The sequence below is a fragment of the Haemophilus parainfluenzae ATCC 33392 genome, assembly GCF_031191205.1.
GTDB classification, from domain to species: Bacteria; Pseudomonadota; Gammaproteobacteria; order Enterobacterales; family Pasteurellaceae; genus Haemophilus_D; species Haemophilus_D parainfluenzae.
This window is the reverse complement of record NZ_CP133470.1, coordinates 965192-992058: the sequence shown is the minus strand read 5'-3', so window position 1 is coordinate 992058 and position 26867 is coordinate 965192. Positions and strand designations below refer to the sequence as shown.

Below are 26867 nucleotides of genomic sequence, written 5' to 3'. Positions count from 1 at the left end.
GACCTTATAACAAAAGTGCGGCTAAAAATAAGACTAATTTTAACCGCACTTTATTCATTTTCTAGTATTGAACGACATTATTTGTTCAATATTTTTATTTATTTAACCACGCCATGTACTCAGCCACACCTTCCGCTACAGTTTTAAATGGTTTGTCGTAGCCAGTAGCACGAAGTTTCTCAAGGTTAGCTTGCGTATATTCTTGATAGCGAGATTTCAAATGCTCTGGGAATGGAATGGTTTCCACTGCACCTTTACCATGGAATTTAATCACTGCTTTTGCTACTTCTGCAAAAGACTCTGCATTGCCAGTACCGCAGTTGAAGATACCCGAAATACCATTTTGCCAGCACCAAATGTTAACTTGTGCCACATCGCCTACATAAACGAAATCACGGCGGAAGTGCTCACTGCCAGCAAATAATTTTGGATTTTCGCCTTTCAGGATTTGATTATTTAAGTGGAATGCCACGCTTGCCATTGAACCTTTGTGGCCTTCACGCGGACCATATACGTTGAAATAACGGAAACCACATACCGGTGATTGCGCTTCAGGTAAAATCGCACGCACATATTGGTCGAATAAGAATTTAGAATAACCGTATACATTCAATGGGCCTTCAAATTCACGCTCTTCACGGAATTCAGTTTTGTCGCCATAAGTTGCCGCACTTGATGCATACAAGAACGGAATTTGACGATCTAAGCAGTAATGCAATAACTCTTTTGAATATTCGTAGTTATTATGCATGATGTATTTGCCGTCCCATTCAGTAGTCGCCGAGCAAGCGCCTTCATGGAATACCGCATCGATCTCACCTAAATCATCACCAGCTATAATTGACGCGATAAAGTCTTCTTTATCGCAGTAATCTGCAATATCAAGATCCACTAAGTTAATGAATTTAGTCCCGTCTTTTAAGTTATCCACTACTAAAATATCTTTGCGTCCCATATCGTTTAATGCTTTAACGATATTACTGCCGATAAAACCGGCGCCACCTGTTACGATAATCATAATTCTGTCCTCTTTAAAATAAGTCTGTGTATTGTAATAGATTTTGTGCCGCTTAGCCAAAAAACTCTGTGAAAAACAACCGCACTTTTAAGCCCCAATAACTTGTCCAACCCGTTGTGGCCAAATCCATTTTTCCTTTATTTAAAATAATAATCGTCGGTGTCACATTCACCTGCCATTGATCCGCAATCTTGCCTTGAGGATCGTTCACCGTTGTAAACTGATAGTGATGGGTTTGTAAATAATCCTCCACGTCCTTATTTGTCCCCGAACGTAGTGCGATAGAGACTACCGGATAGCCTTCTTCTGAAAGTGAACTAATCGCTGGAGAAGTATAACGACAATAACCACACCAACTTCCCCAGAAATAAATGATCGTCGGCTTAGCTTGATCTAATTGGGGTAAAAAGAAGGCATTTCCCTGTAAATCATAAAGTGCCGTTGCATTGATTTCAGGTGGAATATTAGGTTTACGAATAAAATCAAGAATACTGCTCACGATAATCAACGTCAGCAAGAGCGAAATCGCATTTTTTAATAAGGTTTTAAGTTTCACAACAAATTCCATGATCTAGATAAAAGGATTGTAATCGATCAGAAAAGTGCGGTCAAAATTACAGATATTTTGCTATGATAACCACATCATTTAATAAGGAGAAAAAATATGGATAATAAACAATTAGCACAATATATTGATCACACGGCCCTTACTGCTGAAAAAACAGAACAGGATATTCTTAAGCTCTGTGATGAAGCCATTCAATACGGCTTTTATTCAGTCTGCATTAATTCAGGTTATATTCCTTTAGCCAAAGAAAAACTCGCTGGCTCAAACGTCAAAATTTGTACGGTAGTCGGTTTTCCACTTGGCGCTAACTTATCTTCCGTCAAAGCGTTTGAAACCCAAGAAGCGATCAACGCTGGGGCGGGTGAAATCGATATGGTGATTAATGTCGGCTTGATTAAATCAAATAAATGGGATGCCGTAAAAGACGACATTCAAGCTGTATTAACGGCTTGTCATGGCGTGCCACTTAAAGTGATTTTAGAAACGTGCTTACTCACCAAAGAAGAAATCGTAAAAGCCTGTGAAATCTGTAAAGCATTGGGTGTGGCATTCGTTAAAACCTCAACGGGTTTCAATAAAGGCGGCGCAACCGTAGAAGATGTGGCATTAATGAAGAAAACGGTGGGCAACATTGGCGTGAAAGCCTCTGGCGGTATTCGTGATACTCAAACCGCACTAGCAATGATTGAAGCAGGTGCGACACGAATTGGTGCAAGCGCAGGTATTGCAATTGTAACGGGTGTTTCTGCTAATACCTCTAGTAATTACTAATTGATAATAAAAAAGGAGATTGAAGTGTGTGCTTCAATCTCCTTTTTTCATCATCAAAGACTTAATTAAGCTTTAATTTGCCCTTTTAAGAAATCTAACAATTGCTCTTTTGCAATCATTTGTTTTTCACCAGTGCGGCGATTTTTGTATTCAATTTCGCCGTTTGCGAGATTTTTCTCACCAATCACCACCATGTGTGGCACACCAATAAGTTCCATATCTGCAAACATCACACCTGGGCGTTCTTTACGGTCATCAAAGATTACTTCTACACCTTGAGCTTGTAAAGTGCAGTACAATTCTTCGGCATATTCTTGAACGCTTTCAGATTTATGCATATTCATTGGCAGAACAGCTACGGTGAATGGCGCAATTTCATCTGTTGGCCACACAATACCGCGCTCATCAAAATGTTGTTCAATCGCCGCAGCGACCACACGCGTTACACCAATACCGTAACATCCCATGGTGACGACCATTGGACGACCATCTTCACCTTGAACAGTCGCATTCATCGCTTCTGAGTATTTTTTACCTAATTGGAAAATGTGGCCTACTTCGATACCACGTTTAATCAATAAGGTACCTTTACCATCTGGGCTTGGGTCACCTTCAACCACGTTACGAATATCCGCCACTTTTGGTAACGCTACATCACGTTCCCAGTTGATATTGAAGTAATGTTTACCATCAATGTTTGCACCCGCGCTGAAATCAGACACTAATGCCACTGAACGGTCAATAATCACTGGAATATTGAGATTAACAGGGCCTAATGAACCAACACCTGCACCGATTTTGGCTTTGATAACAGCTTCGTCTGCAAACTCAAATGGTGAAGCCACTTCAGGTAATTTTTCTGCTTTGATTTCATTTAATTCATGGTCACCACGAATCACTAATGCTACCAATGGTTGCTCTTCGCTTGCCCCTTTTACAATTAAGGTTTTAACCGTTTTCTCAATTGGCAAATTGAATTGTTCCACCAACTCAGCAATTGTTTTGGCATTTGGTGTATCAACTAATTCCATCGCTTTCGTTGGCGCGGCACGCTCACCAATCGCCACCGCTTCTGCTAATTCAATGTTTGCTGCGTAATCAGATTCCGTAGAGAAAATCACATCATCTTCACCGCTATTTGCTAACACTTGGAATTCATGTGAGGCGCTACCGCCGATAGAACCAGTGTCCGCTTGTACTGCACGGAAATCTAAACCTAAGCGATTAAAAATATTGCTGTAAGTTTGGTACATCACCTCATAAGTTTGTTGCAAGCTCGAATGATCCGCATGGAAAGAATACGCATCTTTCATGATAAACTCACGTGAACGCATTACACCAAAACGAGGACGCACTTCATCACGGAATTTGGTTTGAATTTGGTATAAATTGATTGGGAGTTGTCTGTATGATGACACTTCGCGGCGAACTAAATCCGTAATCACTTCTTCATGTGTTGGACCTAATACAAAGTGACGATTACCACGATCTTCAAAACGAAGTAATTCGGGACCATATTGTTCCCAACGGCCTGATTCTTCCCATAATTCTGCCGGTTGCACGACTGGCATTTTGATTTCAAGTGCGCCACTTTTATCCATTTCTTCACGGATGATTTTTTCTACTTTACGAAGCACGCGCCAGCCGGTTGGCATCCAGTTATAAAGACCTGAAGCAAGAGGACGAATCATCCCCGCACGAAGCATTAATTGATGGCTCACAATGGCCGCTTCCGCTGGGGTTTCTTTTAATGTTGAGAATAAATATTGACTTGTACGCATTGAATTAACCTTAGATTCTAAGCATTGAGAAAAAAATTGGTGAGAGTATAACAAAAAGTGCGGTCATTTTTAACCGCACTTTTTCTGAGAAAAGATTATCTTCTCGGTAAGTATCTAACTGGATCCACAGATTTACCTTTATAACGGATCTCGAAGTGAAGTTTCACAGCATTGGTTCCTGTGCTACCCATTTTCGCAATCTCTTGGCCTGCTTTCACTTCTTGTTGATCGCTCACAAGGATCTTGTCGTTGTGCGCATAAGCACTTAAGAAATCATCGTTATGTTTGATGATGATTAAGTTACCGTAGCCACGTAATGCGTTACCCGCATACACAACACGACCATTTGCAGCAGCTTTAACTGCTTGGCCACGTGAACCACTGATATCAACCCCTTTGTTACCTCCATCGGTATTAGAGAAGCCTTGGATCACATTGCCTTGGGTTGGCCATTGCCATGCCACATTCGATGCCACTGGTGCCACAACGTTCGCATTAACTGGTGTATTGTTTGTGGTTTCCACTTGTGTTGTCGTCGTTGCTGGTGTGCTAGGTGTATTGTTTGTGAAAACTGGTTTTGAAGGTTCACCGTTACCCACACCTGATTTAATCGGACCAATTACCGTACCATCAGAACCAATTTGTGTGCCATTTGCACCTGGTGTATAAGTCACTTCTGGCTCAGCAGGTGCCGCTGGTGCGGTAGTTTTCACTGGAACCGTTGTAGTGATTGTTTTTGTTGAACAATTTGAAATTTTTAATGTTTGACCCACGCTTAAGCTGTAAGGCTCTTTCATATTGTTCATGCTTGCCAAATCTTTTACGTCCATACCTGTTAAGTAAGCGATTAAGAACATGGTATCGCCTTTGTTTACTTTATAGGTGTTTCCTTTGTATGAACCTTTTTGAATTTGGCTGTAATCTGGTGCATTGGTATTTGGATTACGTGGCACGTTGATTGCACCTGAGCTGGTACAATCAGAAACTGTTTTAGTTACCGTTTTAGTTTGCGGTTGAACCGGTGCTGGAGCAGGCTGTGGTTGAGTTGCTGCTGGCTGTTGTACCGGTTGGTAAGTTGGTTGGAAACTTGGCTGTGGTGTTTGAGTTCCCGTTGGCACGCTGCTGCCCATTGTACTTGGCATGGTATTTTGTTGGATTTCTGGCTGCCATGTACCGCTAGAGTTATTATCAACAGGTTGCATTACACCTGGAGAAAGTGTGCCATCCACATTTTCGATTGGTGCCGGGCTATTTGAACTACAAGCCGTTAAAATAGCGATACTCACAGGGAGCAATAAAAACGATTTTTTCATTTATTCTTCCTTTAACATTAAATTTATTTCATTTGATTTGGCATCGAATTCTTTTCAATTTCCGGCATAAAGCTACCACCAGCAATTGCTCCCGTTCCTTCTACTGGCTGCATAATACCATCAGGTAATGCATCAGGATCTTGTTTTTTGGGTTCTCCCGTACAAGCTGAGATCAGCAATGCACTCGAGATAATTAAGAGTAATTTATTCATAAAAAAGGTCATCCTGTTATTTTAAAATAAGATAAGCAATCACAGCCAGAGCAACCACACTCCAACCAATGATTTCAATAGATTTACGTAATTTCGCGGCGAATTTCTCCCCGCCCCATGCGGCCAGTTTTGCGACTAAAATAAAACGAGCAAAACGCGATACAAATGCGGTTATCACAAAGGGTATAAATGCCATTTGCATCACACCGGCGCAAATGGTGAAAACTTTGTAAGGAATTGGGCTAAAACCGGCAACAAAGACCACTAACACGCCCCATTCTTTAAACCACGCCATGGCCTGTTCCCAAGCGGCTTGGTAACCCCATTGTTGAATATAGCCTTGTACCCAATCAAAGGCGTAGTAACCAATAGCATAACCAATCATTCCACCGACAACCGAAGCGACAGCTGTATAAAGCGCAAAACGAAACGCACTTTTCGGTTTTGACATTGACATCGGAATCAACATGACATCTGGTGGAACGGGGAAGAAAATGGCCTCAATAAAACTCACAAAGGATAACCAAAACACGGCAAAGCGATGTTTTGACCATTGCATTGTTTTATCATACATCGCACCAAAAATATTCATTCACTTATCCTTTATTGCTTCAATAGGGAAAATTCGTTTCAAAACGGCACATTATTCACTTTCCAGCCAATCTTGTAAAGCAGCAATTGACTGATGAGCCGTAAGATCCGCTTGAATTGGCGTAATTGAAACATAACCATTTTTTACCGCATGGAAATCCGTGCCTTCACCATCATATTCTGGCAAGCCTGACGGGCCAATCCAATAGATATGTTCACCTCGAGGATCCTTTTGTTTAATCACTTCCGCTGCAGAGGTGCGATAGCCTAAATGGCAGACTTTAATGCCTTTGAGTTCTTCGTAAGGCAAATCTGGTACATTAATGTTAATCACTTCGCGTTTATTCAATAATTGAGGATGTAATTTGGGAATCAAATCACACACCACGCGAGCCGCTGTTTCATAATGCAAACGACCATCTAAAGAGACAGCAATGGCTGGCAATCCCAAATGTCGACCTTCCAATGCGGCAGCTAAGGTACCTGAATACAAGGTATCATCACCCATGTTACAACCTGCATTAATACCTGATACCACAAGATCCACTTGTCCAGATAAAAAACCGTTCAATGCCAAATGCACACAATCAGCCGGTGTGCCATTTACGCAATAATCACCACTGTCTAAATGACGCGGACGAAGCGGCTCAACAAGCGTTAATGAGCTTGATGCCGCGCTACGATTACGATCGGGCGCAACAATCACCACATCGGCAATTTTTCGTAATTCTTTTGCTAAAACTTGAATCCCTTCGGCGTGAAAACCGTCATCATTGCTGACTAAAATTCGCATTATTCTTCTTCCTTAATATTCACTAACTCTCGCACTAATGCAGTCGCATAACTCCCTGCTGGCAAATAAAATGAGAGCTTCAATCCTTCTTCAACAAACGTCCAATGGAAATCTTTTGCCTGCATCAATAAAGGGCGTCGAGAGGCTTTCATTCTTTCTTGTTTCATTAATTCTTGGAAAACCTGATGTTCCAAAACCACTTGATTTTCGACCGCACTTGCAGATAAATTTTCTTCGCCAATTAAAGGCGCGGTCAGCAAAATATCTTGCTCATTCAAACGTTGCTGTAAAACCGCTAAATCTTCATTTTCATCAGCTTTAAACCAACTGTGCGATCCGTTTAATTGCACAATATCGTCTCTTAGAACCTGATCTGCCACATTTTGTTCAATTCGTTCTGCTACAACTAAATTAAAAATTTCGCTACGAGCTGCAGAAAGGTAAAAACTGCGTTTTTTACGATCTTTAACCTTAATCTCCCCTTTCGCCCAACGAATCGCTTGAGTCAGATTATGACCATCACGCCCAAAACGTTGTTCAGTGAAGTAGTTAGGAAAACCGTATTTCGCCACAAAATTTAAGCGTTCATTTAACTCATCACTTTCTTTTGCTCCGCGCAATAAAATCTCGAAGGCATTTCCTTGGAGACTTCCTGTACGAATTTTACGATTGTGGCGAGTGACATCTAAAATCTCAACGCCTTCCAAGTGAAATTGACTAAAATCTGGCGTTTCCTTTCCCGGCATTTGCAAACAAAACCATTGTTCGGTGATGCCATGACGATCTTTCAAACCTGCATACCCCATATTTCGATCAGAAATACCCGCAAACTTGGCAAGTTTTTCACCCACAAACAGTGTATTGCAATCCGTTTTACGGATTTTTACCGCCACAAATTCGCCTTCGCCTGACATTTCATAGCCTAAATCTTCTTTAACAATAAAATCAGCGAACTCTTGCTTTAAAAGTGCGGTTGTTTTTGGCGGTGTTTTTAAGGTGAAATAAGGGAGATGTTTGACCATTTTTTCGTTCTAAAATAAGAAAGCCCAACTTTTTCGCTGCAATAAATAGCGTGATCAGCTGGGCATGTTAAGCACAATTTATTCGCGCAGAATTTTAACCTTTCCGCCCCCTCAAGGCAAACTGAAATGAGAATAAATTTTTAGCGACATTTTCATCTTTATCTCCTACAATGACCGCACTTTTTCTGACAAAAGGAATGCCTTATGACGAACTTTAACGAACTTCAAGAAGAAACCCGTGAAATCATTACGGATTTATTAAATGACGGCAGCGATCCAGATGCCCTTTATATTATCGAACATCACATTGCCCATTATGATTTTGATACTTTAGAAAAAATTGCCGTAGATGCTTTCAAAGCAGGCTATGAAGTGTCAGAAGCGGAAGAATTTGAAGATGAAAGTGGCAAGGTGATTTTCTGCTTTGACATCATCAGTGAAGTAGAATTAAAGCCCGAAATTATCGATGCACAACAAAAAGAAATTTTACCATTAGTGGAAAAATACAAAGGCATTTATGATGGCTGGGGCACGTATTTTGAAGATCCGAATGCGGAAGATGATGAATACGGCGATGATGGCGAATTTTTCGATGACGAAGATGTCGAAGACGACAACGAACGTTTACATTAATAATGAGGGGTGGTATTAATCGCCCTTAATTTTTATCTTACTCAAATAGGAATGAAAAAATGAAACTTAAAGCACTTTCTTTGGCATTACTGGCCTTACCTATCGCTTCTTTTGCCGAAGGACCAGTCGATAATTATCCACCTCAGGTGAGCTTTACCGTTGAATCGGAAAAAAATGTAGAACGCGATTTATTGCGAGTGTCCCTTTTTTACCAAGCGGAAGGAAATGATTTATCCGCTCTCAATAAAACCATGGCAGAAAAAATGAATAAAGCCATTGAGCTAACGAAAGCACAAAGTGCGGTTGAAATTAAAGACAACTCTCGTAATACCTGGATTCGCTATAATGATAAAGGCAAACAACAAGGTTGGACTGCCCGTGCGGAATTAACCTTGGAAAGTAAAGATTCTCAAGCGTTATCAACAGTAGTGCATGAATTAGATGGTGTCTTAGCGATTGATAGCGTAAGTGCCTCTGTTTCACGTGAAAAATTAAGTAGCTTAGAAAATGAATTAACCAAAGAAGCCTTAGCAAAATTTAAAGATAAAGCCCTATTACTTCAAGAATCTTTGCAGATGAAAGGTTATACCATACAAAACCTTGAGATTTCCTCACCCAAGGATTCAACGGACGATTATCCTATTTATGCTGCAGCCGAACTAAGCTCTAAAAGTTTATACTCTAGCGGGAAAGATGAAACTTACGCTCAAAGTGGCAAAGAGAAAATTAAAGTCAGTGTGAATGCGCGAATTGCATTGCTTAAAGAATAATTTTCTATACAATGAATGACGATTTTTTTAATAAGGAAAACAATATGAAAGTAGCAAAAAATACGGTTGTGAGTATCGCTTACCAAGTACGTACTCAAGACGGTGTATTAGTTGATGAAGCGCCAGCAAATCAACCATTAGAATATTTACAAGGCCACAATAACTTAATCATTGGTCTTGAAAATGCCTTAGAAGGTAAAGAAGTTGGCGACAAATTTGAAGTGCGTGTTCAACCTGAAGAAGGCTACGGCGAATACAATGAAAATATGGTTCAACGTGTACCAAAAGAGGTATTCCAGGGCGTTGATGAAGTCGTTGTTGGTATGCGTTTCTTAGCTGACACAGATATCGGTCCTGTTCCTGTTGTGATCACTGAAGTGGATGGCGATGAAGTGGTAGTTGATGGTAACCACATGTTAGCGGGTCAAGAATTACACTTCACTGTGGAAGTTGTTGGCACTCGTGAAGCAACATTAGAAGAAATTGCTCACGGCCACGTACATGGTGCGCATGATCACCACCATCACGATGATGAAGATGGTCACGGTTGTGGTTGCGGCGGTCACGGTCATCACCACCATGATCACGATCATGGGCACGACGGTTGCTGTGGCGGTGGTCATAAACACGATCATGATCACGGACACGGTCATGGCGGCTGTGGTTGCGGCGGTCACTAATCTTAATCTAGAAATAAAACTAGAGATAAAAAAAGTGCGGTTAAAAATAACCGCACTTTTTCTTTATCTAAACTTTCATTACAGAATGAATCGACTTAAATCTTCATTCTCAATCACTTCGCCCAATGCCTCAATCACATAAGCGGCATCGATATTCACGGTTTGACCGTCCATTTCGCTCGCATCAAATGAGATTTTATCCATTAAACGTTCCATAACGGTATGTAAACGTCTTGCACCGATATTCTCTGTTTTCTCATTCACACGGAAGGCGGCTTCAGCAATCTTCTTAATAGCATCTTGTGTAAATTCAATGCTCACGCCTTCTGTCGCCATAAGCGCTTTATATTGCTCCGTTAAAGACGCATTTGGCTCAGTTAGAATACGCTCAAAATCTTCTGCTGTTAATGCTGATAATTCAACACGAATCGGTAAACGACCTTGCAACTCAGGGATTAAATCCGATGGACGCGCCACTTGGAATGCACCCGATGCAATAAAGAGAATATGATCAGTTTTTACCATCCCATGTTTGGTATTCACCGTTGAACCTTCCACTAATGGTAATAAATCACGTTGCACACCCTCACGAGAGACATCTGCGCCACTGTATTCACCTTTTTTACAGATCTTGTCGATCTCATCAATAAACACAATACCATTTTGCTCAACGGCATCGATGGCTTTTTGTTTCAATTCTTCTGGATTAATCAATTTGGCCGCTTCATCGTCAATTAAGGTTTTTAATGCATCCTTAATTTTCATTTTGCGTTTTTTGGTTTTATCCGAACCCAAGCTTTGGAACATGGATTGCAACTGATTCGTCATTTCTTCCATGCCTGGAGGAGCCATGATTTCTACACCCATTGACACGCCCGCAGACACATCAATTTCGATTTCTTTATCGTCTAATTGTCCTTCACGTAATTTTTTACGGAATGCTTGGCGAGTGCTGCTATTGGTATCGTGGTTTTCCACTTCACCCCATTGATTTTTTGGCGGTGGCAATAATGCATCTAAAATACGATCTTCCGCTGTATCTTCTGCTTTCGCACGATTTTTCGCAATTTCTTGTTGGCGAACTAATTTCATCGCACTGTCCGTTAAATCACGGATAATGGAGTCCACTTCTTTCCCTACATAGCCCACTTCGGTGAACTTCGTTGCTTCCACTTTAATGAACGGTGCATTAGCTAATTTTGCAAGACGGCGTGCAATCTCGGTTTTACCCACACCCGTTGGACCAATCATTAAAATATTTTTAGGGGTCACTTCATGGCGAAGTGGCTCTTGCAGCTGCATTCGTCTCCAACGGTTACGTAATGCGATCGCAACCGCTCTTTTTGCCTCTTTTTGGCCGATAATATGTTGATCTAATTCGGAAACAATTTCACGAGGGGTCATTTCAGACATAATTTTTCCTTATTTATTCGGTAATTCTTCGATAGTGAAATTCGTATTGGTAAACACGCAAATATCACCGGCAATTTTTAAAGATTTTTCCACAATTTCACGAGCTGATAAATCGGTATTTTCCACCAACGCACGGGCTGCCGACAACGCATAATTACCGCCTGAACCAATCGCTAAAATCTGATCGGCTTCTGGTTGCACCACATCACCAATACCGGTAATGATTAAACTTTCTTTTTCATCCGCCACAATCAGCATCGCTTCTAATTTGCGTAACGCACGATCGGTTCGCCAATCTTTGGCTAATTCCACCGCGGCTTTTAACAAATGCCCTTGATGCATTTCTAATTTACGCTCAAATAATTCAAATAAGGTGAACGCATCGGCTGTGCCGCCTGCGAAACCGGCTAGAACTTTGCCATTATATAAACGGCGTACTTTGCGGGCATTCCCCTTCATCACTGTATTACCTAGTGAAACCTGTCCATCGCCCCCAACAACCACTTGGCCATTACGACGTACGCTTACAATTGTTGTCATTCTTTTTATCCTTCTTTTAAGAAAAGTTATTCGTTATATGGCGATCGATTCCACCAAATTCAAGGGGAAATTTTTCTTTGATGCTTTATTAAACAAACATCTCAAAAAAATGTGACAAAGATCACTTTTTTAAATAGCAAACGATTGCTATTATTTCACACCCATATTTTAAAGGGATATGATTTGTTACAAGTAAAACAAACTACTTAATGAGGAAAACATGAAAAATTTACTTAAACTTTCTGCCATTGCAATTTTAGCGGCAAGCGCAGTCTCTACTTTTGCATCAAACAAAGAACCTTACACTGAACAAGGTACGAATGCTCGTGAAATGACTGAGCAAAAACCGATTCACTGGATCTCTGTTGACCAATTGAAAAAAGAATTGGAAGGCAAAGCACCCATTAATGTGAGCTTCGACATTGACGATACTGTACTTTTCAGTAGCCCTTGTTTCTATCACGGCCAAGAAAAATACTCACCAGGTAAAAATGATTACTTAAAAAATCAAGATTTCTGGAATGAAGTGAATGCAGGTTGTGACCAATATTCTATTCCAAAACAAATTGCGGTGGATTTAATTAATATGCACCAAGCACGTGGTGACCAAATTTATTTCATTACCGGTCGTACAGCAGGCGATAAAGATGGTGTGACACCAGTGCTACAAAAAGCCTTTAATATTAAAGACATGCATCCTGTAGAATTCATGGGTGGTCGCAAACTTCCAACTAAATATAACAAAACACCGGGTATTATTGAGCACAAAGTGAGTATTCACTATGGTGACAGCGATGACGATATCCTAGCCGCAAAAGAAGCAGGTATTCGTGGTATTCGTTTAATGCGTGCCGCTAACTCAACTTATCAACCAATGCCAACCCTTGGTGGCTACGGCGAAGAAGTATTGATTAACTCAAACTACTAATCTTTATAAAAAAGTGCGGTTATTTTTGACCGCACTTTTCTTATCTAGTGAAAATCCTCTTAATTTTTAAAAAGTTTCTGGGAATATGCTAAAATTTTTGCGTTTCTAGGAGCCTATTTATGTCAGAACTCACGTCTAATCAATATTTAATCATCATTGCCGTACTGCTTTTTATCAGCATTGTGATGCTTTTTCTATTAAGCCGCAGCAAACGAGATACACAAGAATTACAACAAGATCTCAATAAAACCATCGGCGATTACAACCAATTAGCTGAACGTTTTGATTCCTTAAGTGCAGTCAAAAATCAACTAGAACAACAAGCCGTTAAAGCACAAACTCATGCAGAAGGCTTGCAAACCCGCCTTAATGAACGTGATGAAAAAATCCAATATTTAGAAAAAGAATTGGATGAAGAACAACTCCGCCACGATCAAATCGGCGGGCAAATCACTGCATTAAAAGAACGCTTTGGGATAGCATCGGCACAAGCAGAAAGCTTACAATGTCAATTACAACAAGCGCAAGAAAATGTGCTGCGAAAAGAACAAGAGCAGCAAAAAACACAAGAAAAATTGACTGCACTTTCACAAGAATTAACGGAGCTCAAAACCACCCTTTCCGAAAAAGAAAAGCATTTTGCTGAACAGCAACAGCATATTGAGCAATCCAAACAACAACTAGGCGTGGAATTCCAAAATCTAGCTAACCGTATTTTGGAAGAAAAAAGCCAATCCTTTAATCAAACCAATCAAACGGCATTGGAAACGCTGTTGAAACCTTTCCGTGAGCAAATTGAAGGCTTTCAAAAACGAGTGAATGAAATCCATTCAGAATCCGTAAAAGGTAATGCGGGTTTAGAAGCGGAAATCAAAAAGGTGTTGGAAATTGGCTTAAATATGTCGCAAGAAGCTAATAATTTAACCTCTGCACTAAAAGGGGAAAAGAAAACCTTAGGCAATTGGGGAGAAATACAACTTGAGCGCGCACTTCAGTTGGCTGGCTTGATTGAAAACGTGCATTACAGCGCACAAGCGCATTTTAAAGATGAACAAGGCGGTCGAAACTATCCTGATTTTGTGCTCAATTTGCCCGATGAGAAAAACATCATCATTGATAGCAAAATGTCATTGAATGCTTACGAAAGTGCGGTCAATTCTGAGGATGAATTTGAACGTGAGCGTTTACTAAGGGAGCATATTAAAGCGCTGAAAAATCACATTGATGACTTGCACCGCAAGGATTACAGCAATTTGATTGGCATGCGCAGCCCTAATTTTGTCTTGATGTTCATCGCTGTGGAACCCGCTTACATTGAAGCCTTAAAATTAGACCCAAGTCTGTTTAATTATGGGTATGAGAAAAATGTCATTATGGTTTCACACACGACCCTCATGCCAATTCTACGCACGGTGGCGAATTTATGGCGTATCGAACGCGGCAATGCCGAAGCCAAAGAAATCGCAGAGAAAGCAGGCGAAATTTATAACCAAATATGCTTGGTGGCAGAACGATTGAGCAAACTGGGCAATACCCTTTCCACCGTAAGCAATCAATATAACAGTACCGTTACCGCTCTTGTAGGGCAACAAGGTTTAGTGGGAAAAGTGGAGCGTTTTAAAGACTTGTCAGCAAAGGCTAACAAGACTATGCCAAACATTGAATTAATCAATAATGACGTAGATTTAACGCGTCTATCTCTTATCACTAACGAGAACGGGGTAAAATGAAGTATATCTGTTGAATTTTTCTTTAAAAGCGGCTATTTTCTTGCCGCTTTTTTTATTTCAATTTTTATTTGTAGGAGAATTTATGGCTATGGAACAAAAAGAAATCACGGATCCATATGTAAAATATAACGAACAAACCAGTTTTCTAAGCAAAACAATTTTTGCAAGTCGCTGGCTACAAGTGCCTATTTACTTAGGTTTAATTGTCGTGCAAGGCATCTATGCTTACAAGTTTATGAAAAACTTGTGGTACCTTTTAACCAATGTTAATGAAATGGATGCGGATACCATTATGCTCGCTGTACTCAATCTCATTGATGTAGTGATGATTGCTAACTTATTAGTAATGGTAACATTAGGTGGTTATGAGATTTTCGTTTCAAAACTTCGTACGAAAAATCATCCCGATCAACCTGAATGGATGAGTCATGTGAATGCAACTGTGCTGAAAGTTAAACTTTCCATGTCAATTATCAGTATTTCGTCGATTCACTTATTGCAAACCTTTGTGAATGCCTCAAAAATTCCTGAAAAAACGATTATGTGGGAAGTGATTATTCATTTTTCTTTCTTGATTTCGGCAATTGCAATGGCTTATACCGACAAAATTCTCTACAGTACAAGTCATAAAAATCATTAGTACACAAAGTGCGGTCAAAATTGACCGCACTTTTTGTATTTAAACCTATAAAAATATTCACTTTATACTTACAATAAAATCTGATAACCTGAGCAAATCACTATATTATTATCACGTATCTTTTAATAAGGAAATATATCTCATAATAAGGAAATATATCTCATGTTATCTCATAAGATTAAGCTAATTTTTCTAGTTGCGTTTACACTCTTTTTAACAAGTTGCTCAACAATGTATAACCCATTAGACACTTTATACTGGCATGGTAAAGAAGACTATGAGTTTTTTGCTCGAAAACGTTTACCGGATGAATCTTATCAATGCTTTAAAGACAATGAAAGAAGTTATATTCACGCTTATCGACTTGCTCTTTATGATTTACAAACCTATGAAGTTGGCAGAAACGCTAGAACAATCTTTCTAACAACAGAAAAAGTATATACTGGTGGCCATACATGGACTTATGTATTTACGGATGCAAGCCATAAAATCACATCTATTAGAGATGCCACAGGGTTTGGAGACATTGAAAAAGAATTTGGTTGTGGTGAGTATCAAGAAGCAGTAAAAATTGCTACACCAGAAGAACTAAAAAAACGCAAAATTAAACCTAGATTATGGGCTGCAATTGTTCGCACTCCAGAAATAAATCAAATGATGTGGGCTTCTGATGCAGCTTATAGTACTCTTGAGCAAGCCAAACAAGATTCACTAAAACAATGTCAAGAGTATGGTGGCAAAGACTGCCAATTAGTGATTGGTATAAGTAATATGTGTTTAGGGCTAGCTAGTGGTCGAGATAGTAGTGGTATGAGAGATTACTTCGGAAATAGCATCATTCCTGAGCACGCTAAAGAAATGGCGGTTGAAAATTGCCAAGCGAAAGGAGGTTCATCTTGTAAGCCTAGCCCAGCCCCTTCGCTTTGCGCCCTACCGTGTGATATGCTTAAAGATAAAACTTGTAACTTCGATAGCCCTCAGGTCATCATTCCAGGAGTTAAAGGCGGAAAAGCATTTAACGTAGCATTAGATGGTAATGTACTTAAATAGTAAATAATATTTTCAAAGTGCGGTCAAATTTGACCGCACTTTTGTTTTTTAAAACTCATCTTGATGTTTAAATTTCAATAAATCTCGACGTTCTTTTTTATTTGGACGACGATCCGGGTGTGGCATTGAAAGCGCATTATTTTTTCTTGCCCACGCCATTTCTTCCCGTTTTTTCACACTCTGTGCTGTTTCTTGGTAAAGCAGTTGAGCCTCAGGTGCACCACGACGTTGATCGCTCAACGCAATCACTTCAATTTCTTTTTCATCGCTGCCTTGGCGAAGTTTAATCATCGCCCCGATTTCTACATTTTTACTTACTTTGGCACGCTGACCGTTGTAATGGACTTTGCCCCCTTCAATCATCGCTTTCGCAATGCTACGAGTTTTATAAAAACGCGCCGCCCAAAGCCATTTATCTAAACGCACTTCGTTATTTTCAGCCATAACTCTTCCTATTTCTCTCACTTTGCGTATGATGAGCCAATGACAAGATAATAGGGCTAATATCATGAAAAAACAACTTCCACACATTCTCTCCCTTTCTACGGTGGCAAAATCCCGTTTGTTTGAAATTCAAGCTGTTGATCTCAAATTCTCTAATGGAATTGACCGCACTTATGAACGCTTCCGCCCTTTCAATCGAGATTCAGTGATAGTGATTGCCATTGATGGTGAAGATTTACTCCTGGTTCGTGAATACGCAGTCGGAACAGAACAATATGAGTTAGGCTTTGTAAAAGGTGGAATGGATACGGGAGAAACACCCGAACAAAGTGCGAATCGTGAATTACAGGAAGAAATTGGCTTGGGGGCAAAAAAATGGACATTTTTACGCACGATGAAGATCAATCCACAAATTATGGGACATAAAATGCACGTGTTATTAGGTGAAGATCTGTATCCAAATCAACTAGAAGGCGATGAGCCTGAACCATTAGAAATCGTGCGTTATCCTTTATCGCAACTTGATACGCTTTTAGTCAGTGATGAATTTAATGAAGCCAGAAACCTAGCTGCACTTTATTCTTTACGAGATTTTTTGAGAAAACGTAAATAAATCGAATAAATTTAGATAAATTCTAATCGCAAGCGATTAACTTTAAATAAAACTTGCATAAATGTTCTTTTTTTGAGAATGTATCACCATTTTTCAAAATAAACAGGAAAATTTATGTCGCATGATAATTTAAAAGAATTGACCTTCCGAGGAATGTTCCTTGGCGCGTTAATTACAGTGATCTTCACTGCATCTAACGTTTATTTGGGTCTTAAAGTGGGGATGACTTTCGCCTCCTCCATTCCAGCTGCCGTAATCTCTATGGCAATTTTAAAATTCTTCAAGGATTCCAGTATCTTAGAAAATAACATGGTGCAAACCCAGGCTTCATCAGCGGGGACATTGTCTTCTGTTATTTTCGTTATTCCAGGTCTATTAATGATGGGTTACTGGCAGGAATTCCCATTCTGGCAAACTGTACTTATCTGTGCCTCTGGCGGTACGTTGGGCGTACTATTCACTATTCCACTACGTCGTGCAATGGTGGTAAACAGCGACTTACCTTACCCTGAAGGTGTGGCTGCAGCTGAAATCTTAAAAGCAGGCAATAATGACGAAAGCGACAGTGGCGTAAAAGATATTGCTTATGGCGGTATTTTCGCGGGAACTGTTGCGTTCTTAACTAATGCATTACGTGTCATGTCTGACAGCGCAAGTGCATGGTTCTCTAACGGTAAAGCCGTTTTCCAATTACCTATGGGTTTCTCTCTTGCATTAGTCGGTGCGGGTTACTTAATTGGTATCGTAGGCGGTCTTGCGATGTTATTCGGTACATTCCTCGCTTGGGGTGTGGCTGTGCCTTATTTCACCGCAACAGGGGATATGCCTACAGATGCTTCCATCATGAGCTACGCGATGACCGAATGGAAAACCAAAGTTCGCTTTATCGGTGTAGGTACTATCGGTATTGCAGCGATTTGGACATTATTAATCCTTCTCAAACCAATGATTGAAGGGATGGTTCATTCTTTCCGTATGTTAAAAGGCTCACAAGCTGAATCAGAAAATCGTATTGATATCGACTTATCACCAAAAACCATCATTTACATTTTATTGGCGACTGTCGTGTTAATCGTAATTTCTTTATATCACTTCGTTGCTACGGCACCAATTTCTGCTGAACTTGCCATTTTATTAGTGGTGGTTTGTACTCTACTTGCTGTGTTAATTGGTTTCTTCGTCGCAGCGGCATCGGGTTATATGGCGGGATTAGTTGGTTCATCCTCTAGCCCAATTTCAGGTATTGGGATTATTTCTGTGATCGTGATTTCACTTGTTTTAGTAACCATTGGTAAAAGCAGTGGCTTATTTGAAACTGCAGATGGTCAAAAATTCTTAACCGCATTAACCTTGTTCACCGCATCGATCGTTTTAACCACAGCAACGATTTCAAACGATAACTTGCAAGACTTAAAAACCGGTCTTCTAGTTGAAGCCACCCCTTGGAGACAACAGGTTGCATTGATTATCGGTTGTTTCGTTGGTGCGTTAGTGATTGCGCCAGTATTAGAAATTTTATACCACGCTTATGGCTTCACGGGTGCATTACCGCGTCCAGACATGGACCCAACGCAAGCGCTTTCTGCACCGCAAGCAACCATTATGACCACCATCTCACAAGGTATTTTTACCAACCATTTAGAATGGACTTATATTTTAACTGGTGTGGGGTTAGGTATTGTATTGATTATTGTGGATGCATTTATGCGTAAAACCAGCAAAGGTCGCTTTGCCTTACCAGTATTAGCGGTAGGTATTGGTATTTACTTACCACCATCAATCAATATGCCGGTTGTGGTCGGTGCTGTGATGGCATGGCTTATCACTCGCAATATTAAGAGCTATGCAAAACGCACTAACAATACTGAAGTGGAGAAAAAAGCAGAACGTTTCGGTACACTTTTTGCAGCTGGTTTAATTGTGGGGGAAAGCTTAATGGGCGTAATTTTAGCTTTCATTATCGCAGCCTCAGTGACATCAGGCGGCTCTGAAGCACCATTAGCCTTAGAATTAGAAAACTGGGATAATATGGGTGAATTACTTGGTCTTGCCGTATTCATCTTTGGTATTTTTGTTTTCATTTCTCGCGTATTACGTGCGAAGAGATCAAAATAACAGATGAAAATAGGCTATCTTCGGATAGCCTATTACAGGAGTATAAAATGTCAACTCAATCCCCCTATTTGAATGCAATTATTCTCTTTCCACTTATTACACAAGTGATTGGAAGTAGTATAGCTTATGTTGTTTTTGAACTAGACTATTACCGAGAAGGCTATTTTGACTCAGCCTTATTCGGTTTTTTTTTTGACATTTTGGTTATTCACCGTACCCACAATCATTATTGCCTATTTTACTAAACGCTGTGGTTACCTTCGATATCAATGGAAAAAAATCCTCTTTCTCTCGTTTATTATTGTTTTTTGTTACTGGAGTACAGGTAATTTGATAATAGCTCCCAATACAAAATACCTTACTGATCGAGCATTATTCGTACTTAGCGGTTCTATTATTATGACAATCTATACAATCATTATCCTGCCACTGCTATTGCCTAAATCAAAGTAGAAAATAAGCATGCTATTATCTCAATCTCTTCTCGATCAAATCCTTAAACTCGCCAATGAAGCAGGAAAACATTTAGCTCGTTTTTACCAACAGGATGTGAAAATACAAACTAAATCGGATAATACCCCTGTCACGGAAGCAGATTTATTTGTCAGCCAATTTTTAATCGAAAAATTGACCGCACTTTTCCCTGATATTCCTGTTCTTTCAGAGGAAAATTGCAATATTCCCTTTAAACAACGCCAAACTTGGCAAACTTATTGGCTAATCGATCCCCTTGATGGTACACAGCAATTTATCGATCGCACAGATCAATTTTCGGTGTTAATTACACTCGTGCAAAACCACCAACCTGTACTGGGTGTGATTCACTTCCCTATTTTGAATATCACCTATTACGCAATGAAAGGTTTTGGGGCATTCAAACAAAGTAACAAAGAGATAACACGCTTACAGCCAAGAAAAATTGATCTTACAAAACCGTTAAAAATCGCCGTTGGCGCGACCACTTCACAAGAAAAAGTGCGGTCAATTTTAACGAAGAATTTGTTATGCAAATTTACGGTGGTCGGTTCTAGTAGTTTAAAAAGTGGTTTAGTCGCAGAAGGAACCGTTGATTGCTATATTCGCCTCGGTAAAACCGGTGAATGGGACACGGCAGGTTCTGAAATTTTATTAGCTGAAATCAATGGCGGAATTTTCGATCCACACTTTCAGCCACTCACCTATAACCAGCGTGAAAATTTAATTAATCCAAACTTTGTGATGGTGTCAGATAATACACAAAATTGGGCATCTGTCTTTCAATTTAATTGATTGGTTCGATTGGTAAAGTGCAGTAATATATTGCATTATTTAAAAAAACTACTCGGAACAATAAGGAATAATATGCAAACTAATAATAACTGTATCGTGATTTTTGGTGCTTCCGGTGATTTGACTCACCGTAAACTCATTCCAGCACTTTATAATCTGTTCAAATTTGGTCGTTTAAACAAATTTTCTGTATTGGGTGTCGCGCGTTCAGAATTAAACGATAATACTTTCCGTGAAAAAATGCGTGAAGCGCTACTTGAAACAGAAGAAACCACACCAGAAACGCTAGACGCTTTTTGTAGCCATCTCTATTATCAAGCCGTAAATACATCTGATGCAGCCGATTACGGTAAATTAGTACCTCGTTTAGAAGAATTACATACTAAATATCAAACGAATGGCAACACCCTTTACTATATGTCCACACCACCAAGCTTATATGGTGTGATTCCAGAATGCCTTGCAGCTCATGGTTTAAACGAAGAAAAAGACGGTTGGAAACGTATTATTGTCGAAAAACCTTTTGGTTACGATGAAAAAACAGCACAAGAACTCGACGTCCAAATTCATCGTTTCTTTGAAGAACATCAAATCTATCGTATTGACCATTATCTTGGTAAAGAAACCGTACAAAACTTACTTGTTTTACGTTTCTCAAATGGGTGGTTTGAGCCTCTCTGGAACCGTAATTTCATTGATTATGTGGAAATTACCGGTGCTGAATCAATTGGTGTAGAAGAGCGTGGCGGTTATTATGATGGCTCTGGTGCAATGCGTGATATGTTCCAAAACCACTTATTACAAGTTTTAGCCATGGTAGCAATGGAACCGCCCGCAATCATTAATGCGAACTCAATGCGTGATGAAGTGGCCAAAGTCATGCATTCTTTACGTCCATTAACGCAAGATGACGTTGAGCACAACTTAGTGCTTGGTCAATATACTGCAGCGGAAATTGATGGCAAAGAAGTCAAAGGCTATTTACAAGAAAAAGGCGTTCCAGCTAACTCTCGCACTGAAACCTTTATGGCATTACGTTGCGAAATCGAAAACTGGCGTTGGGCTGGCGTACCTTTCTATGTGCGTACAGGGAAACGCTTACCGGCACGTGTGACGGAAATTGTAATTCATTTTAAAACTACTCCACACCCTGTATTCAGCCAAAATGCACCAGAAAATAAATTGATCATTCGTATTCAGCCTGATGAAGCCATTTCAATGCGCTTTGGTTTGAAAAAACCAGGTGCAGGCTTTGAAGCCAAAGAAGTATCAATGGATTTCCGTTATGCCGATTTAGCCGACGAGCAAGTACTCACGGCTTATGAACGCTTATTACTTGATGCGATGAAAGGCGATGCGACACTCTTTGCGCGTACTGATGCCGTACACGCTGCATGGAAATTTGTTCAACCGATTTTAGACTACAAAGACGCAGGCGGTCGAGTTCATGAATATGAAGCGGGTACTTGGGGACCAGTTGCCGCTGAAAAACTCATTGCGAAAAGTGGTCGCGTATGGCGTAAACCAAGCGGTAAAATGAAGAAAAAGGTTTAATCATCAATATCTCGCCTTCTTCAATAAATAGAAGAAGGCTTATCACCGAATAGAGAGAAACAAACATGAACACCATTACCTTCCCAACAGCTCAGCATGCTGTTGAAAAGATTGCTCAAGAATTTGTGATTTATAGCCAATTAAATCACCCTGTGCATATTTCTCTTTCTGGAGGTTCAACGCCTAAGCTGTTATTCAAAACTTTAGCCAAAGCGCCTTATACCGAACAAATCAACTGGAAGAATCTGCATTTTTGGTGGGGCGATGATCGCATGGTTCAACCAACCAATCCAGAAAGCAACTACGGTGAAGTGCAAAAGCTCTTATTCGATCATATTCAAATTCCCGCAGAAAATATCCACCGAATTTGTGGCGAAAATGAACCTCACTTTGAGTTAAAACGCTTTGAAGAAGAATTAAGTGCGGTCATTCCAAACGGTGTTTTTGATTGGATCATTTTAGGTATGGGAACTGACGGTCATACCGCTTCTCTCTTCCCACATCAAACCCATTTTGATGATGAAAATCTTGCTGTCATTGCAAAACATCCTGAAAGCGGTCAAATCCGCATTTCTAAAACAGCCAAACTCATCGAACAAGCCAAACGCATTACCTACTTAGTCACTGGCGAAAGCAAAGCGAATATTTTAAAAGAAATCCAAACCACGCCAGCCGAAAACCTGCCTTATCCTGCAGCCAAAATTAAAGCAAAAAATGGGGTGACGGAATGGTATTTGGATAAAGCGGCAGCAGCATTATTGTAATACGCCCATCAAAAAAGGAACTTCGAGATGAAAAAAATATTGTTATTAACTTTATTGCCAGTAGCTGCAATGGCTGCACCATCGTTGAAAGGGTTTGAAAAGACTTATCAAAACTGGGATTTAATTTGTGATAATACCGGCACTTGTAATATGGCGGGTTATCCAGAAGGAGATGGCTCTGAGCATTCTGTTTCGATTTTATTTACTCGAAGTGCGGGGGAGCAAGCACCTGTGACGGCGCAATTAGCATTATTACCCGATGAACTGGGTAATAAAACAGCTGAAATTATCTTAAATGGTCAATCACTCGGTACGATCCAAAATTTCTCAGAAGAGGGGAACGCAAAATTAAGTGAAAAACAAACGACAGAATTACTCACTGCACTAAAAGGAAACGCAAGTATTGAAGTGATTTTTGGTGAGTTTAAGGAAAAAGTCTCTGATAAAGGTGCAGCTGCCGCGATGCTCAAAATGGATGAATTTCAACAACGTTTAAATACGCCTTCCGCACTCATTCGTCAAGGTCAAGAAAAACATGCGGTATTAGCGCCACAGGCTGCACCCAAGATTGAGGCCGTAAGTGTGAATAACCGTAAAACTACGGAATTAAAACGCGGTGAAAAACAGTTTGATACGGTATTAGCATTATTACGTAAAAGTAATGGGACGAATGAAGATGCAGAAAATTACTGTTATGAACTTCATAAAGATGATGTATGGAATAAACAAATCACACTTTACCCGCTAACGAAAGGTAAAGTGCTAGCTGAAGCTATTTGTAGCAGTAGTGCCTATAATTACACTAATTACTATGCCGTGTTAGATGGAAAATTAAGCAAAGTTGAACAAGTACTCGAAAATCGATACAACTATGCTGATTATGATAAAAACACCCACATTTTAAAGATAGAAGGATCATTTAAAGCGCGTGGTCTTGGAGATTGTTGGCATGGGCAGGAAGCCGTATGGAACGGTAAAACTTTTATCCGTACTAAAGAATATCCCTCAGGTTCTTGCAAAGGGTTTCCAGGTGGAGCTTGGGGCGGATTGCCGATTTTTGTGAGCGAGATGAACGTTAAATAAAAACCACTGCCCACTTGTAAGCGGGCAGATTTCCTCTGTTTTTTGCAAATCTTCTTTTAGGCATTTATAACATGAAAAAAGTTATTCTTCTCTCACTATTACCACTTACTGCAATGGCAGCACCATCGTTAAAAGGGTTTGAAAAGACTTATCAAGACTGGGATTTGATTTGTGATAATCTTGGAACTTGTCGTATGGCAGGTTATCAAGAGGAAGGAGACGATCCAGTTTCTATTTTATTTACTCGCGCAGCAGGTGAAAATGCTGCTGTTGAAGGGAAACTCACTATTTCACCATTCGGTGAAGCCGACCGTGATGTTCAAGTCGGTCAAGACATTGAAATTTGGCTAAATGGCAAATCATTAGGCACAGTCAAACATATTTCTGATGAGAACCCAGATAAACTCACTGAGGCGCAAACTAAGGCACTACTTAGCGGATTGAAAAAAGAAAGCGAAATTCGTCTCACCTATGGAAAAACCACGCTCAAAGTGTCAGACAAAGGTGCAGCGGCAGCCATGCTCAAAATGGATGAATTCCAACAGCGTTTAAATACGCCATCAGCGTTAATTTGTAAGGGACAAGAGAAACATGCGGTATTAGCACCACAGCCTGCACCAAAAATTGAGGTGGTAAGTGTGAATAACCGTAAAACCACGGAATTAAAACGGGGCGAAAAACAATACGATAACGTGCTCGCACTATTACGTAAAGCTAATAGCTGTGATGATGAGGATATAACAAGCCAAGATATAACACTTTATCCCTTAACACAAAACAAGGTATTAGCTGAAGCACTCTGTGTTAGAGGTGCTTATCAAAGCACCAATTACTATGCTGTACTCGATGACAAACTGAGCAAAGTAGAACAAGTATTGGAAGATCAATACAACTTTGCATATTATGATGAGAAGCTTAATGCTTTAATTGTAGAAGGATCATATAAATCTAGTGGCCTTGCTGAGAGCTGGTATGGCTACGAAGCAGCATGGAATGGCAAAACTTTCATCACTACAGCGGAACATACTTCTGGTTCTAGTAAAGGCTTTATTGGTGGAGCATGGGGCGGATTGCCGACTTTTGTGAGCGAGCTTAACGTTAAATAGAAATTTACGCTTATAGCGTGTGAGAAATCACGTTTCACGCACGCCAATATCCCGTTTTTAGCATAGAAGGAAACTTAAAATGATCAGCTATAAAACAAACTACCCTATTTCAGTTGAGCAATTTATTGCACTGCTAAATAAAACAACGCTCGGGGCACGCCGTCCGTTAGAGGATGAAAAGCGTGTCGCAGCAATGTTGCACCATGCGGATTTATTAATCACCGCTTGGGATGGTGAACGATTAGTGGGTGTCGCACGTTCCGTGACGGATTTTGTCTACTGCTGTTATTTATCTGATTTGGCGGTGGACGAACAATATCAAAAACAAGGTATCGGCTTGCAGTTAATTGAACACACCAAACAGGCGTTACATCCACAAGCCAAAATTGTGCTTTTATCAGCTCCACAAGCCGTGGATTATTATCCACATATTGGATTTACGCAGCATATGAGTGCATGGACGAAGAGTTAATTTATTAGAATGGTATGGAGACAAAAATGAAAAAATTGTTTGTACTACTTACTTCAACTTTGTTATTTGCTTGTTCATCTGGTCCATCTTTAGATCAGTTAGCGGCACAAATGCCAAAAGATAATCGCTCAGTAATGCTTCAAGTTCCAGAAGCAGGAAACCCAGTTTCAAATGGAATGCTTGTAGCAACGATTAGAACCGCAGGTGGTACTTCAGGAAAACGACTCGTATCTCTTTTAGCTACAGATAATTTACACATCGGAATTGCAGGGAACAGTCAATCTGTGAATAAAGCAGTTGCTATGTATGGACTAAATAATGCAGAAAAGGTCGGCAAAGATGTATCTTTATACCTTGTTGGAGATAGTCAAAGTGATAAAGCAGATCTAGAAAAAGCCGCAAAAGCGAAAAATGTAGAAATGCATTACATTATGCAAAAATAAGATACAGATGAATTAGATGCAGAGTGACTTTAATGTTGAATTTAGATAATAAAAAATTTGTTGCTGTTGAAAACACCGTAAATGGTGAGGTGAGTAGCCAAACAGAATTTCATTACCATCAACAAGGTAAAATGATTTGGGCCGAATATGGTGGCGGTGAAATTTTAAAAGGCTTTTTAATTGGGAAATGGGTTGACGATACTCAAATTGAATTTACGTATCAACATTTAAATCAATCTCTAGAAAATCGTTTGGGGCGTTGCTATACAACATTTTCTTTAGAAGAAAGTAAACTCATCGGTCATGAAAAATGGCAGTGGCTAGATACGTTAGAGCAAGGTAGCTCTTTAATTAGAGAAATTTAAAAGAAGTTTTGCTATAGGATATCTGAAACAAGCTTCTTATACCCTTAGATAGCGCGCGTCTCCTGACGCGTGCTGATAACTTACTAAATTTGTAAGGCACGCGTCGGGAGACGCGCGCCAGCGTAAATAAAAAATAATTGAAAAAATGACCGCACTTTTGCGTAGCAAGAAGATAGATTTCTGATA

31 protein-coding genes are annotated in these 26867 nt (G+C 39.9%); 20 read left to right on the top strand and 11 right to left on the bottom strand.

Going from position 1 to position 26867, the window contains the following annotated elements:
- Window positions 1-94: 94 nt before the first annotated feature.
- Window positions 95-1018 (bottom strand): ADP-glyceromanno-heptose 6-epimerase, encoded by a 924-nt coding sequence (gene rfaD, locus RDV53_RS04930; RefSeq protein ID WP_014064303.1) that lies wholly within the window; start codon window positions 1016-1018, stop codon window positions 95-97.
- A 52-nt stretch (window positions 1019-1070) separates the two neighbouring features.
- On the bottom strand, window positions 1071-1574 hold the full coding sequence (locus tag RDV53_RS04925) for a protein disulfide oxidoreductase (RefSeq protein WP_032822541.1): 504 nt from the start codon (window positions 1572-1574) through the stop codon (window positions 1071-1073).
- Between the two features lie 108 nt (window positions 1575-1682).
- Here RDV53_RS04925 and deoC point away from each other — a divergent pair, with 108 nt between their 5' ends.
- On the top strand, window positions 1683-2357 hold the full coding sequence (gene deoC, locus RDV53_RS04920) for a deoxyribose-phosphate aldolase (protein ID WP_005695149.1): 675 nt from the start codon (window positions 1683-1685) through the stop codon (window positions 2355-2357).
- 65 nt (window positions 2358-2422) lie between these two features.
- Here deoC and proS read toward each other — a convergent pair whose 3' ends face one another.
- The 6 genes from proS to truD form a co-directional block, all read right to left on the bottom strand.
- Window positions 2423-4138 carry a proline--tRNA ligase gene (proS, locus tag RDV53_RS04915; RefSeq protein WP_005695148.1) on the bottom strand — a complete coding sequence of 572 codons (1716 nt, stop codon included), beginning with the start codon at window positions 4136-4138 and terminating at the stop codon, window positions 2423-2425.
- 95 nt (window positions 4139-4233) lie between these two features.
- Entirely contained in the window at window positions 4234-5451 is a 1218-nt protein-coding gene (gene nlpD / locus RDV53_RS04910; protein ID WP_005695147.1) for a murein hydrolase activator NlpD, read from the bottom strand.
- Between the two features lie 23 nt (window positions 5452-5474).
- Complete coding sequence (locus RDV53_RS04905; protein ID WP_032827500.1) at window positions 5475-5663, bottom strand: hypothetical protein; 189 nt, start codon at window positions 5661-5663, stop codon at window positions 5475-5477.
- Between the two features lie 16 nt (window positions 5664-5679).
- On the bottom strand, window positions 5680-6255 hold the full coding sequence (locus RDV53_RS04900) for a YqaA family protein (RefSeq protein ID WP_005695145.1): 576 nt from the start codon (window positions 6253-6255) through the stop codon (window positions 5680-5682).
- Between the two features lie 51 nt (window positions 6256-6306).
- A complete protein-coding gene (surE, locus tag RDV53_RS04895; RefSeq protein ID WP_005695143.1) occupies window positions 6307-7047 on the bottom strand; it encodes a 5'/3'-nucleotidase SurE in 741 nt (246 codons plus the stop codon).
- A complete protein-coding gene (gene truD, locus RDV53_RS04890; protein ID WP_005695142.1) occupies window positions 7047-8069 on the bottom strand; it encodes a tRNA pseudouridine(13) synthase TruD in 1023 nt (340 codons plus the stop codon). The genes surE and truD overlap by 1 nt, the downstream gene beginning before the upstream one ends.
- Before the next feature lie 204 nt (window positions 8070-8273).
- Here truD and rraB point away from each other — a divergent pair, with 204 nt between their 5' ends.
- The 3 genes from rraB to slyD are packed head-to-tail and all read left to right on the top strand — an operon-like array spanning window position 8274 to window position 10152.
- Window positions 8274-8702 carry a ribonuclease E inhibitor RraB gene (gene rraB, locus RDV53_RS04885; protein WP_005695141.1) on the top strand — a complete coding sequence of 143 codons (429 nt, stop codon included), beginning with the start codon at window positions 8274-8276 and terminating at the stop codon, window positions 8700-8702.
- A gap of 59 nt (window positions 8703-8761) precedes the next feature.
- Window positions 8762-9472 (top strand): SIMPL domain-containing protein, encoded by a 711-nt coding sequence (locus RDV53_RS04880; protein ID WP_005695140.1) that lies wholly within the window; start codon window positions 8762-8764, stop codon window positions 9470-9472.
- Between the two features lie 44 nt (window positions 9473-9516).
- Window positions 9517-10152, top strand: a complete 636-nt coding sequence (slyD, locus tag RDV53_RS04875) for a peptidylprolyl isomerase (protein WP_005698877.1) — start codon at window positions 9517-9519, stop codon at window positions 10150-10152.
- Window positions 10153-10230: 78 nt separating this feature from the next.
- On the opposite strand, the gene hslU is transcribed toward slyD, so the two are convergent.
- Complete coding sequence (gene hslU / locus RDV53_RS04870) at window positions 10231-11565, bottom strand: ATP-dependent protease ATPase subunit HslU (RefSeq protein ID WP_005695138.1); 1335 nt, start codon at window positions 11563-11565, stop codon at window positions 10231-10233.
- Between the two features lie 9 nt (window positions 11566-11574).
- Window positions 11575-12105 (bottom strand): ATP-dependent protease subunit HslV, encoded by a 531-nt coding sequence (gene hslV, locus RDV53_RS04865; protein ID WP_005695137.1) that lies wholly within the window; start codon window positions 12103-12105, stop codon window positions 11575-11577.
- A 220-nt stretch (window positions 12106-12325) separates the two neighbouring features.
- On the opposite strand from hslV, the gene aphA reads away from it, so the two are divergent.
- The 4 genes from aphA (at window position 12326) to RDV53_RS04845 (ending at window position 16453) form a co-directional block, all read left to right on the top strand.
- The gene (aphA, locus tag RDV53_RS04860) at window positions 12326-13033 is read left to right on the top strand and encodes an acid phosphatase AphA (RefSeq protein ID WP_005695135.1); all 708 of its coding nucleotides are present in this window, start codon (window positions 12326-12328) and stop codon (window positions 13031-13033) included.
- A 119-nt stretch (window positions 13034-13152) separates the two neighbouring features.
- Window positions 13153-14763, top strand: coding sequence for a DNA recombination protein RmuC (locus RDV53_RS04855; protein ID WP_005695134.1), 1611 nt, complete (start codon window positions 13153-13155; stop codon window positions 14761-14763).
- 88 nt (window positions 14764-14851) lie between these two features.
- Window positions 14852-15403, top strand: coding sequence for a TIGR00645 family protein (locus tag RDV53_RS04850; protein WP_032804142.1), 552 nt, complete (start codon window positions 14852-14854; stop codon window positions 15401-15403).
- A gap of 162 nt (window positions 15404-15565) precedes the next feature.
- A complete protein-coding gene (locus tag RDV53_RS04845; RefSeq protein ID WP_005698837.1) occupies window positions 15566-16453 on the top strand; it encodes a DUF4189 domain-containing protein in 888 nt (295 codons plus the stop codon).
- A gap of 48 nt (window positions 16454-16501) precedes the next feature.
- Here the strand turns inward: RDV53_RS04845 and hslR are convergent, their stop codons facing one another.
- On the bottom strand, window positions 16502-16897 hold the full coding sequence (gene hslR, locus RDV53_RS04840; RefSeq protein ID WP_005698885.1) for a ribosome-associated heat shock protein Hsp15: 396 nt from the start codon (window positions 16895-16897) through the stop codon (window positions 16502-16504).
- 64 nt (window positions 16898-16961) lie between these two features.
- Between hslR and nudE the strand changes: the two genes are divergently transcribed.
- The 12 genes from nudE to RDV53_RS04785 all read left to right on the top strand — a co-directional run bounded on the left by nudE (window position 16962) and on the right by RDV53_RS04785 (window position 26681).
- The gene (gene nudE / locus RDV53_RS04835; RefSeq protein ID WP_005695130.1) at window positions 16962-17510 is read left to right on the top strand and encodes an ADP compounds hydrolase NudE; all 549 of its coding nucleotides are present in this window, start codon (window positions 16962-16964) and stop codon (window positions 17508-17510) included.
- Window positions 17511-17624: 114 nt separating this feature from the next.
- Window positions 17625-19625 (top strand): OPT family oligopeptide transporter, encoded by a 2001-nt coding sequence (locus RDV53_RS04830; protein WP_005695129.1) that lies wholly within the window; start codon window positions 17625-17627, stop codon window positions 19623-19625.
- 47 nt (window positions 19626-19672) lie between these two features.
- The gene (locus RDV53_RS04825) at window positions 19673-19870 is read left to right on the top strand and encodes a hypothetical protein (protein WP_147286811.1); all 198 of its coding nucleotides are present in this window, start codon (window positions 19673-19675) and stop codon (window positions 19868-19870) included.
- Window positions 19791-20078 (top strand): HI_0559 family membrane protein, encoded by a 288-nt coding sequence (locus RDV53_RS10255; RefSeq protein WP_500683406.1) that lies wholly within the window; start codon window positions 19791-19793, stop codon window positions 20076-20078. Before RDV53_RS04825 ends, RDV53_RS10255 begins: the two co-directional genes overlap by 80 nt.
- A gap of 9 nt (window positions 20079-20087) precedes the next feature.
- Window positions 20088-20894, top strand: a complete 807-nt coding sequence (cysQ, locus tag RDV53_RS04820; RefSeq protein ID WP_005695128.1) for a 3'(2'),5'-bisphosphate nucleotidase CysQ — start codon at window positions 20088-20090, stop codon at window positions 20892-20894.
- A gap of 72 nt (window positions 20895-20966) precedes the next feature.
- On the top strand, window positions 20967-22448 hold the full coding sequence (gene zwf / locus RDV53_RS04815; RefSeq protein WP_005695127.1) for a glucose-6-phosphate dehydrogenase: 1482 nt from the start codon (window positions 20967-20969) through the stop codon (window positions 22446-22448).
- 65 nt (window positions 22449-22513) lie between these two features.
- Window positions 22514-23212: a 6-phosphogluconolactonase gene (gene pgl, locus RDV53_RS04810; protein ID WP_005695126.1), complete on the top strand. Its 699-nt coding sequence runs from the start codon at window positions 22514-22516 to the stop codon at window positions 23210-23212.
- 27 nt (window positions 23213-23239) lie between these two features.
- On the top strand, window positions 23240-24295 hold the full coding sequence (locus RDV53_RS04805; protein WP_005695125.1) for a DUF1176 domain-containing protein: 1056 nt from the start codon (window positions 23240-23242) through the stop codon (window positions 24293-24295).
- A 71-nt stretch (window positions 24296-24366) separates the two neighbouring features.
- A complete protein-coding gene (locus tag RDV53_RS04800) occupies window positions 24367-25401 on the top strand; it encodes a DUF1176 domain-containing protein (RefSeq protein ID WP_005695124.1) in 1035 nt (344 codons plus the stop codon).
- A 79-nt stretch (window positions 25402-25480) separates the two neighbouring features.
- The gene (locus RDV53_RS04795) at window positions 25481-25873 is read left to right on the top strand and encodes a GNAT family N-acetyltransferase (protein ID WP_005695123.1); all 393 of its coding nucleotides are present in this window, start codon (window positions 25481-25483) and stop codon (window positions 25871-25873) included.
- A gap of 26 nt (window positions 25874-25899) precedes the next feature.
- Entirely contained in the window at window positions 25900-26316 is a 417-nt protein-coding gene (locus tag RDV53_RS04790; RefSeq protein WP_032822542.1) for a hypothetical protein, read from the top strand.
- Window positions 26317-26348: 32 nt separating this feature from the next.
- Entirely contained in the window at window positions 26349-26681 is a 333-nt protein-coding gene (locus RDV53_RS04785; protein WP_005695120.1) for an avidin-fold protein, read from the top strand.
- Window positions 26682-26867 lie beyond the last annotated feature (186 nt).